This window comes from Gemmobacter denitrificans, from assembly GCF_036964905.1.
Taxonomy (GTDB): Bacteria; Pseudomonadota; Alphaproteobacteria; order Rhodobacterales; family Rhodobacteraceae; genus Gemmobacter; species Gemmobacter denitrificans.
The window spans coordinates 250,479-266,378 of the sequence record NZ_JBALHR010000002.1; the positions used below are offsets into that span (position 1 = coordinate 250,479).

The 15,900-nt window shown below is 65.8% G+C and carries 19 protein-coding genes and 1 tRNA gene; 11 read left to right on the plus strand and 9 right to left on the minus strand.

Annotated elements, in window-relative coordinates; translation table 11 throughout:
- Positions 1 to 18: 18 nt before the first annotated feature.
- On the minus strand, positions 19 to 723 hold the full coding sequence (locus tag V6590_RS04315; RefSeq protein ID WP_335420085.1) for a peptidoglycan-binding domain-containing protein: 705 nt from the start codon (positions 721 to 723) through the stop codon (positions 19 to 21).
- Positions 724 to 953: 230 nt separating this feature from the next.
- Here V6590_RS04315 and V6590_RS04320 point away from each other — a divergent pair, with 230 nt between their 5' ends.
- From V6590_RS04320 to V6590_RS04330, 3 genes are all read left to right on the plus strand, one after another.
- Positions 954 to 1,196: a CDGSH iron-sulfur domain-containing protein gene (locus tag V6590_RS04320; protein WP_335420088.1), complete on the plus strand. Its 243-nt coding sequence runs from the start codon at positions 954 to 956 to the stop codon at positions 1,194 to 1,196.
- A gap of 113 nt (positions 1,197 to 1,309) precedes the next feature.
- Positions 1,310 to 1,615, plus strand: coding sequence for a hypothetical protein (locus tag V6590_RS04325; protein WP_335420090.1), 306 nt, complete (start codon positions 1,310 to 1,312; stop codon positions 1,613 to 1,615).
- Complete coding sequence (locus V6590_RS04330; protein WP_335420093.1) at positions 1,612 to 2,346, plus strand: glycosyltransferase; 735 nt, start codon at positions 1,612 to 1,614, stop codon at positions 2,344 to 2,346. Before V6590_RS04325 ends, V6590_RS04330 begins: the two co-directional genes overlap by 4 nt.
- Before the next feature lie 8 nt (positions 2,347 to 2,354).
- Here V6590_RS04330 and V6590_RS04335 read toward each other — a convergent pair whose 3' ends face one another.
- Positions 2,355 to 2,726 (minus strand): YigZ family protein, encoded by a 372-nt coding sequence (locus V6590_RS04335; RefSeq protein WP_335420095.1) that lies wholly within the window; start codon positions 2,724 to 2,726, stop codon positions 2,355 to 2,357.
- A 45-nt stretch (positions 2,727 to 2,771) separates the two neighbouring features.
- Positions 2,772 to 3,473 (minus strand): M48 family metallopeptidase, encoded by a 702-nt coding sequence (locus V6590_RS04340; protein WP_335420098.1) that lies wholly within the window; start codon positions 3,471 to 3,473, stop codon positions 2,772 to 2,774.
- Positions 3,474 to 3,635: 162 nt separating this feature from the next.
- Between V6590_RS04340 and V6590_RS04345 the strand changes: the two genes are divergently transcribed.
- Positions 3,636 to 3,974, plus strand: a complete 339-nt coding sequence (locus V6590_RS04345; protein WP_335420101.1) for a TIGR02300 family protein — start codon at positions 3,636 to 3,638, stop codon at positions 3,972 to 3,974.
- A gap of 119 nt (positions 3,975 to 4,093) precedes the next feature.
- Positions 4,094 to 4,169 (plus strand) — tRNA-Ala (locus tag V6590_RS04350).
- 146 nt (positions 4,170 to 4,315) lie between these two features.
- Here V6590_RS04350 and hrpB read toward each other — a convergent pair.
- Both hrpB and V6590_RS04360 read right to left on the minus strand, forming a co-directional pair.
- A complete protein-coding gene (hrpB, locus tag V6590_RS04355; protein WP_335420104.1) occupies positions 4,316 to 6,748 on the minus strand; it encodes an ATP-dependent helicase HrpB in 2,433 nt (810 codons plus the stop codon).
- Complete coding sequence (locus V6590_RS04360) at positions 6,732 to 7,481, minus strand: helix-turn-helix transcriptional regulator (RefSeq protein WP_335420106.1); 750 nt, start codon at positions 7,479 to 7,481, stop codon at positions 6,732 to 6,734. Before V6590_RS04360 ends, hrpB begins: the two co-directional genes overlap by 17 nt.
- Positions 7,482 to 7,577: 96 nt before the next feature.
- On the opposite strand from V6590_RS04360, the gene V6590_RS04365 reads away from it, so the two are divergent.
- Positions 7,578 to 7,988 carry a GFA family protein gene (locus V6590_RS04365; RefSeq protein WP_335420107.1) on the plus strand — a complete coding sequence of 137 codons (411 nt, stop codon included), beginning with the start codon at positions 7,578 to 7,580 and terminating at the stop codon, positions 7,986 to 7,988.
- A 41-nt stretch (positions 7,989 to 8,029) separates the two neighbouring features.
- Here the strand turns inward: V6590_RS04365 and V6590_RS04370 are convergent, their stop codons facing one another.
- Positions 8,030 to 8,758, minus strand: coding sequence for a DUF3108 domain-containing protein (locus V6590_RS04370; RefSeq protein WP_335420110.1), 729 nt, complete (start codon positions 8,756 to 8,758; stop codon positions 8,030 to 8,032).
- Between the two features lie 159 nt (positions 8,759 to 8,917).
- Here V6590_RS04370 and meaB point away from each other — a divergent pair, with 159 nt between their 5' ends.
- The 5 genes from meaB to V6590_RS04395 all read left to right on the plus strand — a co-directional run bounded on the left by meaB (position 8,918) and on the right by V6590_RS04395 (position 12,691).
- Entirely contained in the window at positions 8,918 to 10,024 is a 1,107-nt protein-coding gene (gene meaB / locus V6590_RS04375) for a methylmalonyl Co-A mutase-associated GTPase MeaB (RefSeq protein ID WP_335420114.1), read from the plus strand.
- A gap of 5 nt (positions 10,025 to 10,029) precedes the next feature.
- A complete protein-coding gene (locus tag V6590_RS04380; RefSeq protein WP_335420117.1) occupies positions 10,030 to 11,112 on the plus strand; it encodes a bifunctional transcriptional activator/DNA repair enzyme AdaA in 1,083 nt (360 codons plus the stop codon).
- A gap of 105 nt (positions 11,113 to 11,217) precedes the next feature.
- Positions 11,218 to 11,505, plus strand: coding sequence for a 50S ribosomal protein L28 (gene rpmB, locus V6590_RS04385; protein ID WP_335420120.1), 288 nt, complete (start codon positions 11,218 to 11,220; stop codon positions 11,503 to 11,505).
- Positions 11,506 to 11,656: 151 nt separating this feature from the next.
- Positions 11,657 to 12,157: a copper chaperone PCu(A)C gene (locus V6590_RS04390; protein ID WP_335420122.1), complete on the plus strand. Its 501-nt coding sequence runs from the start codon at positions 11,657 to 11,659 to the stop codon at positions 12,155 to 12,157.
- A 69-nt stretch (positions 12,158 to 12,226) separates the two neighbouring features.
- On the plus strand, positions 12,227 to 12,691 hold the full coding sequence (locus V6590_RS04395) for a low molecular weight protein-tyrosine-phosphatase (protein WP_335420124.1): 465 nt from the start codon (positions 12,227 to 12,229) through the stop codon (positions 12,689 to 12,691).
- On the opposite strand, the gene V6590_RS04400 is transcribed toward V6590_RS04395, so the two are convergent.
- The 3 genes from V6590_RS04400 to V6590_RS04410 form a co-directional block, all read right to left on the minus strand.
- Positions 12,678 to 13,712: a DUF2332 domain-containing protein gene (locus V6590_RS04400; protein ID WP_335420127.1), complete on the minus strand. Its 1,035-nt coding sequence runs from the start codon at positions 13,710 to 13,712 to the stop codon at positions 12,678 to 12,680. The two genes, V6590_RS04395 and V6590_RS04400, sit on opposite strands and share 14 nt — an antisense overlap.
- A gap of 77 nt (positions 13,713 to 13,789) precedes the next feature.
- The gene (locus V6590_RS04405; protein WP_335420130.1) at positions 13,790 to 14,101 is read right to left on the minus strand and encodes a hypothetical protein; all 312 of its coding nucleotides are present in this window, start codon (positions 14,099 to 14,101) and stop codon (positions 13,790 to 13,792) included.
- A 174-nt stretch (positions 14,102 to 14,275) separates the two neighbouring features.
- The gene (locus V6590_RS04410) at positions 14,276 to 15,421 is read right to left on the minus strand and encodes a Hint domain-containing protein (protein WP_335420133.1); all 1,146 of its coding nucleotides are present in this window, start codon (positions 15,419 to 15,421) and stop codon (positions 14,276 to 14,278) included.
- Positions 15,422 to 15,900: the final 479 nt, after the last annotated feature.

Genomic DNA, 15,900 nt, shown 5'->3' on the forward strand with positions numbered 1-15,900 from the left:
GGCCCGCGCGGTCGCCGATCACTTCAGGCTGATTTTCAGTGCCTTGGCCGTTTGCGGGCCGACTTGACCATCGCGGATCAAACCCTTGGCCGCCTGAAAGGCCTGAACCGCCGCCGCCGTATTGGGACCGAATTCGCCATCAATCGGCCCGGGGCTGAAGCCCAGATTGGCAAGGGCGGTCTGGATGCGGCGGGTGACGGCGGGTTTCATGCCGCTGGCACCGATCCGGTAGATCACGGTCGTCAAGGGCGGCAGCGCAACTCCGGCCCCGGCTTCATAGGTAAAGCCGGGGATCAGCACGCCGGTATCCCAGACCCGCCCTGCCACCTTGCCCGCGCGCACACCAAAGGCGGTGCCCATCGCCTCGACCGTATGGCCCTCGCCATCGCTGACGGCAATATGGCCCATCTTGCCCGGGGCAGGCGGATAGCGCAGCAGGAAGGCACCGGGTGTGGCTGCTGCCTGCGCAACCGGCACCCGGATGCCACGCGTTGCGCTGTCGCTCTGCCAGGCCCCGGTATAGGCCTCGGTCAGGGCCGGATCGCCCGCGGGATCGGTGCAGCCGTACAGAAAACCGCCAATCTGCCAGACCAGCCATGAGGTGAATTCTGCGCAATCCCAGGGCCCGGACCAATCCGGGTTGTTCTTGGGCACCAGCACATTCACGTATTTCTGGCCAATTCTGGTGCGGGCCAGTTTCAGAAGTTTTTCGCCATCCGTCATCACTCCATCCTCCAATCACTTTGAAAAATCGTCCGCATCGGTTGGGCCGCCCGGTGTTCGATGGCGGGTGACCCAAGGTTAATGTGCCATGAAGTGCCGCAACCGCCGGGGATGAAAACCGCGCGCTGCCAGCTTGGATTGACGTCTTGTTCACGCCATCCACCGTGCCGCTTGACCTTTGGCCGTGGTGCTCCACAGTCTCAGTCAGCCAACCGCAGCAGGAGAGCCAGATGACCGATACCCCCGAAATCGCCCAGAAAGCCCCGTTCAAGGTCGAGCTGGAAGAGGGCAAGACCTATTTCTGGTGCAGTTGCGGCCGGTCGCAAAAGCAGCCCTATTGCGATGGCAGCCACAAGGGCACCAGCCTGTCACCGGTGAAATTTGTGGCCGAGGCGACCAAGACCGCCTTCCTCTGTGGCTGCAAGCACAGTGCCAAATCGCCCTTTTGCGATGGGGCGCACAAGGCGCTGTAAGTTTGTGTCCTGCCGTCTGAAGCTGTCATGCGAACGGTGGCATTCAATGCGGCAGGATGCCCCCAAGGCCTGTCTGGCAACATTCCTTCCGCTGTCGTCCAACCGGAGCGCCAATGTCCGACCCGATGCCGCCCGAGCTGCGCGAGTCTCTGATCGCGCTGGCCATGGCCGAAGGACCGGCGCGGCTGCTGGACCGGTTGCAGGCGTTCCAGGGCATTGATCTGGCCGGGCTGCCATTTCGTCTACTGGACAGGCTGCTGGCGACTGGCGCGGAGGGCGATCCGGCGGCACTGGCCCGGCTGGCACCGCTCTTGCCCGGGGGCAGCCGCGCCTCTTTGCCGCGATTTGCGATGGTCTGGCGCACAGTGATACCGCCGCGCTGGAACGCCTGCGGGCTGATCCTGCGGCCCATCGGATGACACGTTGGGAGGCGACCGGCTGGGCGGTGTTCCTGCGCTATCGCGGCCCGCTGCCGGGCCAGCCGGTCGCCCGTATCATGCAGTTCTGGGACCGGGCCGAACCGCCCGCCGATGTGGCCCGGGCCATGGCGGGCTGGGTTCATCTGGGGCCGGTGGTCCGGCGCTTCGATGCGGCCCATGCCGGGCGGTTCATCGCGCGCGTGGCAGGGGCGGATGCCGCGCGCGACTTTGCGGCGCTGTGGCATCCGGCGCTGCAATCTGATCTGTTCCGGCTGTATTGGCTGCTGGAAACCGGCGGGGCCTATATCGATGCCGATGGTCTGGCCCAGCCGGGGGCGGCGGCCTTGCTGGCGCAGGCGGCAGGTGGGGGGATGGTGGCCGCCGCGATGACGCGCCTGCCGCGCGCCGTGGCGATCAACGGGGTGCTGGTTGCGCCAAAGGTTGATCCCCTGATCGCCGACTGGCTGGCCGAGGCCCTGCGCCGCATCCATGATCGCCCGGGCGGTCCGATCTTCTGGCTGACCGGGCCGGGCTGCCTGACCGAACTTCTGTGGGCACGGGGCAGCACATCCACGGGGCCGGTGCCGTTGCCGCTTGCCGCGCTGGATCAGGCGTTCCGGCAACTGGATGCGGGTTACAAGCAGACCGATGCCAATTGGCGCGTGGCCGAACATCGCGCTGGCCTGTCAGATGCGGCAGATATCCGGCGGCTGTTCCCGCAAAAGACCTGAAGCCGCAGCTATTTCCCGATTTCGGCCAGAAAGGCGCGCACGCAGGTCACCACATGGGCAAAGCGGTCGCCCCCCAGATGAACCCCGCCATACCAGCGGGTGACCACCACAATCGTATCCTTCAGGTCCGCCCGTTCCAGCATGCGCAGGATCACCGCGCCCGCAGCGCTTTCGCCATCGTCGTTCTTGACCGGGCCACCGTCTGAGAGCAAGCAGGCCCAGCTGTTATGCGTGGCCTTGGCATATTTGCGGTGCTGTTTCAGCCTGGCGATGAAGGCGTCGCATCCGGCGCGGCCCTGCACGGTGCCGCCGCTGACGGCATAACGGGAGCCTCGGTCGGAGACGACCTGTTCGATCTGCAAAAATTCTGGGTCGGTCATGGCGCGACCCTAGCTGCGACGGGCGGCGGCTGCAATCGCCCCGGATCAGGCGGTGTCAAAGCGCCAGCCCTGCAGGGTCTGACCTTCGGATTTCAGCCAGCGGCGCGGCGTTTCATAGCCGGGCATCAGCCGTGCCACCTCGGCCCAGAAGGCGGGTGAATGGTTCATCTGGGCCAGATGCGCCACTTCATGCGCGGCGACATAGTTCAGCACCTCGGGCGGGGCCATGATCAGCCGCCAGCTATACATCAGCCGCCCGTCATGGGTGCAGCTTCCCCAGCGGGACCGGGTGTCGCGCAGGGTCAGGCTGCGATAGGACCGGCCCAGCAAGCGCGCATAGTGATCTGAGGCCGCAGCCAGCCGGTCACGCGCCCGCAGACGCAAAAAGGCCGCCAGACGGCGCGGCAGGTCATCCGCCGTGCCGGGCAACAACAGGGCCGTGTCGGTGATCTGCACCTGCCGGCCCGAGGCGGGGCCAAGCTGCAGCAGCCGGCCTTCAAAGGGAAAGGCCGCCCCGTGGCACAGCGCCGTTCCGGGGCTGATCTGGCTTAGCGCACGGCGGATCCAACCCTCTTGCGCGCGGGCAAAGGCCAGTGCATCGGCTTCGCGCGCCCGTTGCGGCAGCGACAGCGTCACCCGCCCATCCAGCCGCGAGACCCGCAACGAGAATCGCCGCGCGCGGGCCGATCGGCGCAGCGTGATCTCGATCGGCGCATCCTCTGGCCGGGCAGGGGGCAGGCTGGGCATCGAATCCTCTTGATTTGCGGGATGACAATAGTCAGATGGCGGCCATCCGCAACCGCTGCCAATTTGCTTTGACAGCGATCCTCTGCTGTGGCATGGGCCAGCATTCGCCTGCCCGCCAGCGCCATCCGGCCTGACCGCAGGCCAGTTTTCAAGGGAGCCGCAATGCCCAAGGAAGAATGGGGTACCAAGCGCATCTGCCCGACCACCGGCAAGCGCTTCTACGACCTGAACAAGAACCCGATCGTCAGCCCCTATACGGGCGAGATCGTGGATATCGAAAGCGCCCGTCGCAAGATGGCTGCCGCCGTCATTTCGCGCGGTGTGCCGGACAAGGAAGACGACGTTCTTGTCGATGATCTGGTCGATGCCGATGACGATCTGCTGGAAGCAGGCGTCACCGATGATGCCGAACTGGATGATGATCTGCTGGAAGATGATGCAGATGACAACGTCTCGCTGGACGATCTGGCCGATGTGCCGGGTGACGAGGAAGACGTGTAAGAAAATCGTCGCGGGGGTGTGATTTTTCCTCTTGCACCCCCCCGCGCCGTCCCTTAGATAGCCCGCATCGAGACGATGAAGTGATCGGAAACGAAAGCGAAATCGACGAGATACCCGGTGGGGTCATAGCTCAGATGGGAGAGCGCTTGAATGGCATTCAAGAGGTCGGGAGTTCGATCCTCCCTGGCTCCACCAAATTAAATATTGAACAAAGAGCCCGCCGCAAGGCGGGTTTTTGTTGTTCTGCAGGCACCTTGCACGTGCTGTGCGACCGGGTGCCATGCCCTGTCCCGAATGGGGGAAGGGAAGGCCTTTTGCAAAAGGGGCAGAGCGGTTTCGCCTCAGGTGCCGCGCGGCTTGGCGCGCAGGGTCGGATCGGCTTCGCGCGGGTCTTCGGGCCAAGGGTGGCGCGGATAGCGACCGCGCATGTCGCGCCGCACATCGGCGTAGGAACTGGTCCAGAATCCCGGCAGGTCCATTGTCACCTGCACCGGTTTGCCACCGGGGGACAGAAGGGTGATCCGCAGGGGCAGCCGTTTCGGGCCCACGGTCGGATGAACCGTCACCCCGAACAGCTCTTGCAAGCGCAGCTCGATCCCGGGCGATTCGCCTTCGTAATCAATAGGCACATGGCGGCCCAATGGCGTTTCGAATTGCGCAGGGGCCAGCCGGTCAATCAACTGCACCCCTTCCCATCCAAGCCGTGCGCGGATCGGTTCAACCAGATCCAGCCCGCGCAGATCGGTGTCGGTCCGTGCCCGGCCCAGCCAGGGCAGCAGGGAGTCGTCCGCCAGCAGGGCAGAGTCCGAACAATCGGGCAGATCGGCACCATCGCGGCGGCACAGATCGATCCGGGCCAGCAGTCGGCGCGCGGCGGGCGAGGGGGTCAGGCCGATCTGGCGCAAGCCTTCCAGCGCGGCGCGGGCCATGGTTTCGGGCGGGGCGTCGGACCAGATACGATCTTCCAGCACCACCGCGCCGAACCGTTCCTGTCGCCGTGCCTGCACCCGACCCTCGCGGCGCGACCATTCGCAGACATCCTGCCAGACGATCTGCGCCCCATGCACGGCGCGCAATTCGGATTCAGAGATGGCCACCGCCTGCCGGATGGTGGCCTCGCGCAGGTCGCCGTCCAGATCGGTGGCCACCAGCAACCGCGCGCCTGACAGCGGCTGTCCTGCCGCCATGGCCGCACCCTTGCCACCAGACAGAACCCAACGCGGCGCATCGCCCTTGCGGCGCAGCCCGACCCGATCCGGATAGGCCAGCGCAGCCAGTTGCCCAAGGCCAAGGTCGAGCGGCGCTTCGGGCACGGCGCGCGCCAGCCGTCGGGCTTCCAGCCGGATACGTTCGACCGTGCCGCGATGAACTTCGTGGCCGTCGCGTTCCACCCGGCCCGGATCGGCAACGGCCGCCATGCGCAGCGCCAGATCGGCGGGGGCTGCGCGCAGCGGATCGCGTTCCGCCAAAAGCGCGGCCAGGGTGGCCGCCTGTGTGCCCCCCCCGGCGCGGATCAGCATATGCCCCAGACGCGGATGCAGCGGCAGGGCCGACAGCGCCCGGCCATGATCGGTGATCCGGCCCGCGCTATCCAGTGCCTGCAGGGCGGTCAGAAGCGCGCGCGCTTCGGCCAGAACGCCGGGATGGGGGGGCGTCAGGAAAGGCAGGTCAGACCCGCCCCAGACCGCCAGTTCCAGCGCAAGCCCGGTCAGATCGCCCGCTTCGATTTCGGCCGGGGGAAAGGCCGCCAGCGCGCCTTCCTCGCCGCGCGACCACAGCCGGTAACAGGTGCCCGGCGCCACGCGGCCCGCGCGGCCCCGGCGTTGTTCGGCCTCGGCCCGCGTCACGCGTTCGGTCACCAGCCGCGCCATGCCGGATGGCGCATCAAACCGCGCCCGCCGCGCCCGCCCGCCATCGACCACGACGCGAATATCGGGAATGGTGAGCGAGGTTTCGGCGATGGAGGTCGCCAGCACCACCTTGCGCAGGCCCGGTGCTGCGGGCGCAAGGGCTGCGCGTTGGGCCGCAAACTCCATGGCTCCGAACAGCGGGCGGATGTCACAGCCCTTCAGGCCGCGCAACAGCCCCTCCACCCGGCGAATCTCGCCCTCGCCCGGCAGAAAGACCAGTACGCCGCCTTCGGGACATTCCTCCACCGACTGAAAGACCAGCGCAGCCAGGGCCTGATCGAACCGCGCCCGCGCATCAAGCGGGCGGGGCAGCCAGCGGGTTTCGACCGGAAACGCCCGGCCCGCGCTGGTGATCAGCGGCGCATCGCCCATCAGCGCGGCCACGGGGGCCGCGTCGAGCGTGGCCGACATCACGATCAAGGCCAGATCGTCGCGCAGTGCGGATCGCACCTCCAGCGCCAATGCCAGCCCCAGATCGGCATTCAGGCTGCGTTCGTGGAATTCGTCGAAGATCAGCGCGCCGACCCCCTCCAACCCCGGATCGCTCTGGATCATCCGGGTCAGGATGCCTTCGGTCACCACCTCGATCCGCGTGGCGCGGCTGACTTTCGCTTCACCCCGGATGCGATAGCCGACGGTCTGGCCTACCGGCTCGCCCAGGGTTTCGGCCATCCGCTCCGCCGCGGCACGGGCGGCAAGCCGGCGCGGCTCCAGCAGGATGATCCGGCCCTTGATGATATCGCGCAGCGCCAATGGCACGCCGGTCGTCTTGCCCGCGCCCGGGGGGGCCTGCACCACGGCCATGCCCTGGCTGCGGATCGCCGCGCGGATGCCCGGCAGCACATCATCAATCGGCAGCGCCATGGGGCCCCCTTTCCTCTGGCTGCCTTGCACCAGATTGCGGGTGCCGCGGCAAGGGGGGCATGGTCGCCTGCCAGCGCGCCAGAAGTTCGGCCCGCCGCCCGGGAAGCGGCTGGTCGGTCACGGCCAGCGCCCTGATACGATCGGTGCGGAAGTGGCGGAAATCGCCACGCAATTCGCACCATCCGGCCACCACGCGCACCTCTTCCATATAGGCGATGAAGATGGGCCAGATCCGGCGCTGGCTGATCGCCCCCTTGCCATCGGCATAGGTGATATCGACCTTGCGTCGGTGGCGGATCGCCTGGCGCAGGGGGGCCATGTCCAGCGTATCGCTGGGCGGAGGGGCGGCAAAGCTGACCGGGCGCAGACTGTCATCCAGCAGCAGGGGGCGCAGATCCTGCGGGATCACCGCGCCCAGCTTGGCCACCAGATCGCGCGCCGAACGCGCCAGTGCCGCATCGCCGCGCCGCGCAACCCAGGCTGCGCCCAGCAAGGCCGCCTCCAACTCATCCGCCGTCAGCATCAGCGGCGGCAGATCATAGCCCTGGTCCAGCACATAGCCAGTTCCTGCCTCGCCCCTGACCGGCACGCGCTGCGCCATCAGTTCGGCCATGTCGCGGTAAAGCGTGCGCGGCGCGATCTCCAGTTCTTCGGCCAATGCCCGACCGGTGACCGGCCCGCGCGACCGGCGCAGGATCTGGATGATCTGGAACAGCCGTTCGGTCCGCCGCATGATTTGTGCCCCCCTGCTGCCGTATTGCTGACAGAACGGTGGCAGCAGCACCAGTCCATAAGGTGGCGGCAGAGGATCAAGCTGAAAGGACATTTCATGCACAGAACCGGGGGCTGCGCCTGTGGCGCGATCCGCTTTACCATCACGGCTCCGCCGCTGGGCACTGGGGCCTGCCATTGCCGCCAATGCCAGAAAATGTCTGGTGGCGGGGCCAATTATGTTGCGCTGGTGCCAAAGGAGGCGCTGCGCATCGACAGCGGCATCCCCCGGTATCACCGGTCATCAGGCGATAGCGGGGCTGAAGTTGCCCGCGCCTTTTGCGCCGATTGCGGCACACCCCTGTGGAGCGAGCCAGCCCATGAACCCTTTCTGCCGGTGAAGATCGGTGCCTTTGATGAGGCTGGTGACCTTGCGCCCCGGTTGCATATCTACACAGCATCTGCGCCCGACTGGCATTTGATGGGCGAAGGTCTGCCCAGATTCTACAAGATGCCGTCACGCCCCTGACGGTATTCGGGCCGGGGAGAGGTTTCCCGGCCCGCAATCTGTCAGCGGCGGACCAGCCGCGCCTTGCCATAAAGCGTGTCCATCGACACCTCGACCACGCGCATCTTGCCATTTGCCGCCGGTTCATAGGTCAGGGAAAAGGGGAAGCGGGTCTTTTCGGCCATGTCATCGGGCGAGAACCCGGCCACGCGGCGGTATTCGCCCGCGCAGATCACCTTGCCCTCGCTGGTTTTGGGCGAGCCGAGCAGCAGCTTGCTGGCGCGGCGACCATCGAACATGTTCACATTCACCTTGCATTCCTGGCCAGGTTCAACCTCGCGCAGGGTGGCAAACATCGCCGTCAGCGGATCGACAGTGCCCTTCTGGCTGGCCGGGTCGATATCCCAGGGCTTTGGCGCCCGTTCAGAGGCCTCTGTCACCTTGGGCACGCCTTTTGTCCAGGTGATCGCGCTTTGCGATTGGCGCTTGCCGGTATCGGCATCTTCGGAATAGCGCGCCGCGACATAGGTGCCCTTGGCGGTCATGCTGCCCGAGGCAGCGGCATCGTAGCGCACCCTTTTCAGAAGCGCGGCCAGACCCGACGTCTTGAGCCGGCCCTTCACCTGATAGGCCCCGCCCGGTTCGCCTGAACCCGTCCATGTCAGCGATCCGGCCGTGATCCCCTTCAGCACGAAATCGAAGGCCGCTTCCTCGGCCCGCGCCGGAAGGCAGGTCAGCACTGCCAGCACTGCCGCAACCCCGATCCGCCCTGTCCACCCCGTCATACGCATTCTGCGTTTCCTCCGAATGTTCACACCAGCAAGCCTTGCACCCGCTTTACGACACTGGATTATATCGCCCGTGTCGGGCATTACAGCCCAAAGCCCCGTGATCGGCCCTTTGCCGCCGATCGCATTCCTGACGACCGACCGACGGCCCGAGGTTCCCAGATGGATGTTTCACCGCTTGCACAATCCGTGATCGACGGCGACCGACGGGCCTTGGCCCGCGCCATCACCCTGGTGGAAAGCGCGCGGTCCGATCATCGCGATCAGGCCCGACGGCTGGTGGCCGAGGTGACGGGGCAGGGGCGGCAGGCGCTGCGGATCGGGCTTTCCGGCACGCCAGGGGTGGGCAAATCCACCTTCATCGAAAGTTTCGGCTGTTTCCTCACAGCGCAGGGGCTGCGGGTGGCGGTGCTGGCGGTTGATCCCTCCTCGGCGCGCTCGGGCGGGTCGATCCTGGGCGACAAGACCCGGATGGAACGGCTGAGCCGTGACCCGCGCGCCTTCATCCGCCCTTCCCCCAGCCAGACCCATCTGGGCGGCGTGGCGCGGCGCACGCGTGAGGCGGTGGCGCTGTGCGAGGCGGCGGGCTTTGACGTGGTGCTGATCGAAACCGTCGGGGTTGGCCAGTCGGAAACCATGGTGGCCGAAATGTGTGACCTGTTCTTGCTGCTGCTGGCCCCCGCGGGGGGCGATGAATTGCAGGGCGTCAAGCGCGGCATCATGGAAATGGCCGATCTGATCCTTGTGAACAAGGCCGATGGCGATCTGAAACCGGCTGCCCTGCGCACGCAGGCCGATTACGCGGGAGCCTTGCGCCTGTTGCGCCGCCGCCCGCAAGACCCGGACGGATTTCCCAAGGCGCTGACGGTTTCGGCGCTGGAGGAAAACGGTCTGGCCCAGGCCTGGGCCGAGATGGAGGCACTGGCCCGCTGGCGCAGGACCGAAGGGCATTGGGATCGCCGCCGCGCCGAACAGGCCCGGCATTGGTTCGAAGAAGAAGTGCGGCAAAGCCTGCTGGCGCGCCTGACGCGTGAGCCCTTGCGCGGGCTGATGGACCGGCTGGGCAGTCAGGTCGGGGAGGGCACGCGCAGCCCGGATGACGCGGCGCTGGAAGTGCTGGCCCATCTGGGGGGTAAGCTCGGGGGACGGTCCTCGGGGGCATCGAACCCCCTCGGCCCGGCTGACGCATCACCGCTCCTGCGGGGGGCACTTTCGGAAAAGCCATGCCCGAAAACCGGCGGCAGGGACTGCACGAATCGGTTAGGCTGACGCGCATGACCCAGAGCGATCTGCCCGATTCCGATACACTCTATGCCGCGCTGCTGGCCCGCGATCCCGCATGGGAGGGCAGGGCCTTTGTGGCCGTGGTGACCACCGGTATCTTCTGCCGCCTGACCTGCCCTGCGCCCAAACCCCTGCAGCGCAATTGCCGGTTCCACCCCACGGTTGCGGATTGTCTCGCCGGGGGATTTCGGGCCTGCAAGCGCTGCAATCCACTGGGGCAACTGGACCCGGGCCATGCCGATCTGCTGGCCGCGCTGCGCGCCGATCCGGCCCGGCGCTGGTCCGAGGCCGATCTGCAGGCGCGCGGGCTTGATCCTTCGACCTTGAGGCGGGCGTTTCAGCGGCATTTCGGCCAGACCTTTCTGGGCATGGCACGCGCCTTGCGGCTGGCGCAGGCCGGGCGGCGGCTGGCAGCAGGCGAGCGGGTCATCGACGCGCAACTGGAGGCCGGGTTTGACAGCGCTTCGGGGTTTCGCGCGGCCTTTGCCCGTCTGACCGGCCATGCCCCGGCTGCGCTGACGGGCGCGGGCGGGCTGACGGCCAGTTTTCTGGAAACACCCCTGGGCGGCATGGTGGCGGTTTGTGACGGTGATGCCGTCCGGCTGCTCGAATTCACCGAACGCCGCACCCTTGCGCGCGAGATGCAGGCCCTGTCGCGGGCAGTGGCCGGGCGCATCGGTCTGGGCCGCACTGACGTGACCGACCGGCTGGAGGCTGAGTTGCAGCGCTATTTCACCGGCGCCAGCGCAGGATTCACCCTGCCATTGGCCCCGCTGGGCACCACGTTTCAACAAAGGGTCTGGGCCGCGCTGCAAGAGATTTCCCCGGGCCAAACGCTGACCTATGGTGCATTGGCCACCCGTTTGGGCCGCCCCGATGCCGTGCGGGCCGTGGCGGCGGCGAATGCCGCCAATCCGATTGCGATCCTGATCCCCTGCCATCGCCTGATCGGTGCCGATGGCAGCCTGACCGGATATGGGGGCGGGCTCTGGCGCAAGGAACGGCTGATTGCGCTGGAACGCGCGACCATGGCGGGTGGTGAATCGCTTGACGGCGTCCGGCTTTCCGCCTAAAGGGCACGGATGGAATTTGGAACCCGCCGCAGCGGCGGGGTCTGTGGCTGTTACTCCGGGCCGCCGCCGCTCAAGGCAAAGGCCCGAAAGACAAGGATGAAGACGATGTCGCGTGTCTGCGAACTGAGCGGTAAAGGCCCGATGGTTGGCAACACCATCAGCCACGCCAACAACAAGACCAAACGGCGCTTTCTGCCGAACCTGAACGACGTGACGCTGATCTCGGACGTTCTGGGCCAGTCGTTCAAGCTGCGCGTGTCCTCGGCCGCGCTGCGCACCGTCGATCATCGCGGCGGTCTGGATGCTTTCCTGGCCAAGGCCAAGGATGAAGAGCTGTCGGAAAAGGCGCTGAAGATCAAGAAAGAGATCGCAAAGGTTCAGGCGGCTGCCTGATCCTTGCGGATCTATAGATCAGGGCCCTGCCATTCGGCAGGGCCTTTTTCTTTGCGGCATGCTGTCACGCCCGGGCCACGGCAGCTTTCGGTCTGATCGGGATGGCGTTAGGGTCGGGTCATAATCGTTGTTCGTCGTGCAAGGACCTGACATGATCTTTCTTCGCCACTTTGCCGTGATGGCCGCTCTTGGCCTTGCCCTTCCTGCCTTTGCCGAAGGGTCCATCACCATCACCGACCCCTATGCCCGTGTTTCGACCATGATGGCGAAATCGGGGGCGGCGTTCATGGTGATTGAAAACCACGGCAGCGCCGATGACCGGCTGGTTTCGGCCGCGTCGGATGTGGCGGAAAAGGTGGAACTGCATACCCACAAGGCCGATGCCAATGGCGTGATGCAGATGCTGGAAGTGCCCGAGGGCTTTGCCATCCCGGCGGGCGAGGCCTATGCGCTGGCACGCGGCGGCGATCATGTCATGTTTCTTGGCCTGACCCGCGCCCTGAACCATGGCGATACCGTCAATGTCACCCTGACCTTTGAAAAGGCCGGGCCGATCGAGGTGACCATCCCGGTCGATCTGGAGCGCAAGGCACCGATGGTGGGCATGGGTGAAGGCCATGGCCATGCGCATGGCCATGGGGCGTCGAACTGATCCATACCGGCTGGCGGGAATGCGCGGGGCAGATTGCGCCTGCAGGCGCGGCATGGCAGGACTGCGGTCATGACCCGCGCGATCCTGTTTGTCTGCCTTGGCAATATCTGCCGTTCCCCCACCGCCGAAGCGGTGTTCCGCCATCACGCAAGCCTTGCCGGGCTGGATGTGACGGTGGACAGCGCAGGGACGGGGGGCTGGCATGCGGGCGAACCACCCCACCCGCCGATGATCGCTGCGGCAAAGGCGCGGGGCTATGATCTTGCGCCATTGCGGGCGCGTCAGCTGGTGGAAACGGATTTCACCCGCTTTGACGATGTTCTGGTGATGGATCACCGCAATCTGGCCGATGCCATGGCCCTGCGGCGCAATGCAGGCGGGCAGGGGGCGAAGCCGCAGTTGTTTCTGACCCATGCGCCAGATTGCGGCCTGACCGATCTGCCCGATCCCTGTTACACCGGAGATTTCGACCAGACGCTTGATCTGGTCGAGGCCGCAAGCCGGGGGCTGGTGGCCGCGATCAGAGGCTGGTGACCGACCAATCCACCCATTCGCCATGAAAACCGGCACGCCCCAGGGCGATGGTGCGGTTTTCGGGCCAGAGCTGCAGGCTGAGCGCGGCACCGGGCAGGCCACTGTCATCGGGTTCCATCCCGAAACGGGCAAGCGGGGCTGCGCTGCGCCGGCCCGCTTCGGCCAGGAGCGCAGCGCCCCGGGCCTGAACATCTGCCGGAAAATACTGCCAGGCGATGGTGTGATAGACCAGATGCACCTGGCCCTCCCAGGGCTGCGCCAGCCGCCCGGCCAGCCAATCGACCGCATCGCCCGCCGCAACCGGCGCAGGTGGCAGGGTCAGGGCGGCGCGGGTGCGGGCCATGCGTTCTGGCTGATCGGGCCAGAGGCAGGACAGAAGCCGCAATTCATCCGCCGCAATCCCGGCGCGCAAGGGGGCAAGGTCCACCCCGGCGCGATCCACCACGGTGAAGGGGGGCATTGGGGGCAGGGCGCCGCGCCAGTCAGGCGCCAGTTGCAGCACGGGGTCGGCGGCCCCGAATGCCTGACCGCCCGCCGTCAGCCCATAGTGGTCGAACCACAGGTTCAGGCCCGCACTCGCCCCCAGTTCCGACAGCCGCAGCGGCAGACCGAACTTTGCTTCCAGCAGATGCGCCACGGCAATCAGAGTTGCACTGCGACGGATTTCATTGGTCTGGGGCGCACGCTCCAAAATGGTCAGAAGCGCCGTTTCGTGGCGGGCCAGTGCTTGCATCACCACCGGTTCCAGGTCCGCGGCGTTCGCAGGGGGCCAGACAGCGGCCAGTGCGGTGTCCCCCGACAGCACCAGCGCATGCAGGCCACTGGCCAGCCGCAGCGGCACCGATGCAGCTTCGGGCCCGATCTCGCCTGGCCAATGCGTGATCCGCTCCACCAGCGCCGGGGCGGGCCAATCTGGCCAGCAATCCGCCAGCAGGGTCATCAGCCTTTGCATGAAGGGCGATCCAAGCGCGGCACAGGATGCGGCCTGACGGGTGAAAGCGAACCGGACACGATCTGTCATGACATCACCACCAAAATGAAAACCCCCGCCCCGGTCTGGCCGAGGCGGGGGCAAAAATCATGGACCGGGGGCCGGGATCAGCTGCAATAGGCTTCGGCTTGCTGGCCAAAGGCCTTGTAGCGTTCCCAGAAGGCATCATCGGCATCGCGCTTGGAAATCCACACTTCATGTGCCAGATCCGGGTCGCGCATCATCTTGGCGGCCTTGCGCTGATCCCCACCCTTCAGGGTCATGTCGGCCACCTGCTGGATGCAGCCGCAAACCGCAGGATTTGACGCACCGCGATCCGAACGCAGGCAAGCGCGCTCTACTGCACCCGCATGGGCCATGGTTGCCAAAAAGGGAATTGCCAGCGCCACAGCGGCGCCTGCCAGAACGAGTTTCAACATGTCTCTGCCTCATTGCCGGTAGGCGGGGTTTCCCTCCGCCACAGGTCATTTTCTGGCAGTGATTATGCCGATTCGGCGAAAAATTGGCAATCAACTTGCGCGACTGTGCGGAAAATCGCCGATCTCCCCCGATGCAGTGGCATCAGGGGGCCGGACCACCAGATGCAGTGGCCGTCAGGCGGCAATCAGCGGGGTGGCGTGTTTGCGGTGGCGGGCAGCCATGCTGCGCCCTTGTCGGCCCCGCACCAGAATCCGGGCCGGTGCCAATCCGGGCGATTCTGATTGATCCAATTCTGGAAACAGCGCCAGGATTTCCGAAACGGCTGCCGCGCCAAGTGCCTGCAGCGCCACCGGGCCGGGATAAAGGCTTTCGGTGGGGGCGCCGTTGGCGAACAGGATTTCATGCCGGTCCAGCAGCAGGTGCAGATAGCTGACCGGTTCTGCAGCGCAGGGACCGATACCCGGCAATCCGGTCAGATGCCGGGCGGCAACCAGCACTTCTTCGCTGTCGAACAACCGGTTGGCAATGCGCGACCGTACCAGCATCCTGTGTTGCGGCGACACGCGCAACTCGGTTGCGGGCTGTCCGGCCCCAAGGGCGCCGGGAGCAATGCGGATCGGGCAAAGCTGGGGGGCGGCCTGCAGATCGGCGGCTGTCAGGTCGCGCCGCCCGATCCAGCGGATCGGCTGCGGCCCATGATCGGCCGTCAAAACCAGATCGCCCACCTGCAGGTCTTCGACCCGCCGCGTGCCGTCTGGCGTGGCGATCCGGGTTCCGGCGGTGAAGCAGGGGATGACAATGTCGAATATGTCAGGGTTGAACGAAATGACCGAGTTCAGCACCGTATTGCTCGGGAAGGGCGTCGCCTGATTGATGGTGATGCTGCGCAGGCTGTCGATCCCCGACCAAGCGGGCAGGAACTGCGCATTGGGGCGCAGGAACAGATCACCATTGGCCATCTGGACAATCGTGGCCACCTGATTGGTGGTCGAGCCATCGGGCAGGGTGATGGTGATGTCGCCACGGAAGGTGGTCTGGATTGTCTGGCCGGTCACGGTGCCCGGGGTGGTCGGGCTGTCAAAGCTGAACTGGCTGACAAATCCACCTACCGCGTTGAAAGGTGCGGTGAAAACCTGTGCGCCGCCACTGGCCGTCGTGGTGCCGGTTACTGCCACAGGGGCGATGCGGGCCGGGCCGGTGACGCTGTAACCCGGCATGCCTGCCGCATTCAGTTGCGTCTGCGTGACATTGCTTGCGGGTGTGGAATCGATGACCGGACGATTGCCGATCCAAAGCCAGTTTACCGTGCTCTCAGGCATGGCAATGTACCCCCCGGTTACTCGTTCCTTCGGGAAACACAGGCTGGCAGGCCCGCCCCGACGGGGGCGACAGATGCCCCTGGGTTCAAGATGGGGATTGCAGGCGGCGCTGTCAAATTTCGGCAAATTTGTGGAAAATCTGCGTCTACATGAAGATTTGCCCGCAGATATCTGTTTGCGCGGGATTTTTCAGTGTTTCCAAAATGGAAACGCATTGTTCTGATGATTTTGGCGGATAATTCCCCCGCCACGACCTCGCGTCATCCCCGGCACAGCGATGCAGAACCGGGGGTTTTCCCCCTGACCTTTGGTTTGTGCCGCGCCATTCTGACCTCTGTAGTGGGATAATGAGTGTGACATGGACCTGGTGATCGCCGCGATTCTGCTGTTGCCGTGCCTTGCTTATTGGCGCTGGCTGAAACATCGGTCCGGGCGGCCCTGATACCCCTTCCCGGCCCTGCGCTTACAGGCTATATCCG

Coding starts and splice junctions, on each gene's coding strand:
- V6590_RS04330 (WP_335420093.1), top strand. CDS start 1,612: ATGACACGTTGGGAGGCGACCGGCTGGGCGGTGTTCCTGCGCTATCGC.
- V6590_RS04345 (WP_335420101.1), top strand. CDS start 3,636: ATGCCCAAGGAAGAATGGGGTACCAAGCGCATCTGCCCGACCACCGGC.
- V6590_RS04395 (WP_335420124.1), top strand. CDS start 12,227: ATGACCCGCGCGATCCTGTTTGTCTGCCTTGGCAATATCTGCCGTTCC.
- meaB (WP_335420114.1), top strand. CDS start 8,918: ATGGATGTTTCACCGCTTGCACAATCCGTGATCGACGGCGACCGACGG.
- V6590_RS04405 (WP_335420130.1), bottom strand. CDS start 14,101: ATGTTGAAACTCGTTCTGGCAGGCGCCGCTGTGGCGCTGGCAATTCCC.
- V6590_RS04365 (WP_335420107.1), top strand. CDS start 7,578: ATGCACAGAACCGGGGGCTGCGCCTGTGGCGCGATCCGCTTTACCATC.
- V6590_RS04400 (WP_335420127.1), bottom strand. CDS start 13,712: ATGACAGATCGTGTCCGGTTCGCTTTCACCCGTCAGGCCGCATCCTGT.
- V6590_RS04410 (WP_335420133.1), bottom strand. CDS start 15,421: ATGCCTGAGAGCACGGTAAACTGGCTTTGGATCGGCAATCGTCCGGTC.
- V6590_RS04390 (WP_335420122.1), top strand. CDS start 11,657: ATGATCTTTCTTCGCCACTTTGCCGTGATGGCCGCTCTTGGCCTTGCC.
- V6590_RS04315 (WP_335420085.1), bottom strand. CDS start 723: ATGACGGATGGCGAAAAACTTCTGAAACTGGCCCGCACCAGAATTGGC.
- rpmB (WP_335420120.1), top strand. CDS start 11,218: ATGTCGCGTGTCTGCGAACTGAGCGGTAAAGGCCCGATGGTTGGCAAC.
- V6590_RS04360 (WP_335420106.1), bottom strand. CDS start 7,481: ATGCGGCGGACCGAACGGCTGTTCCAGATCATCCAGATCCTGCGCCGG.
- V6590_RS04370 (WP_335420110.1), bottom strand. CDS start 8,758: ATGCGTATGACGGGGTGGACAGGGCGGATCGGGGTTGCGGCAGTGCTG.
- V6590_RS04340 (WP_335420098.1), bottom strand. CDS start 3,473: ATGCCCAGCCTGCCCCCTGCCCGGCCAGAGGATGCGCCGATCGAGATC.
- V6590_RS04380 (WP_335420117.1), top strand. CDS start 10,030: ATGACCCAGAGCGATCTGCCCGATTCCGATACACTCTATGCCGCGCTG.
- hrpB (WP_335420104.1), bottom strand. CDS start 6,748: ATGGCGCTGCCGATTGATGATGTGCTGCCGGGCATCCGCGCGGCGATC.
- V6590_RS04325 (WP_335420090.1), top strand. CDS start 1,310: ATGTCCGACCCGATGCCGCCCGAGCTGCGCGAGTCTCTGATCGCGCTG.
- V6590_RS04320 (WP_335420088.1), top strand. CDS start 954: ATGACCGATACCCCCGAAATCGCCCAGAAAGCCCCGTTCAAGGTCGAG.
- V6590_RS04335 (WP_335420095.1), bottom strand. CDS start 2,726: ATGACCGACCCAGAATTTTTGCAGATCGAACAGGTCGTCTCCGACCGA.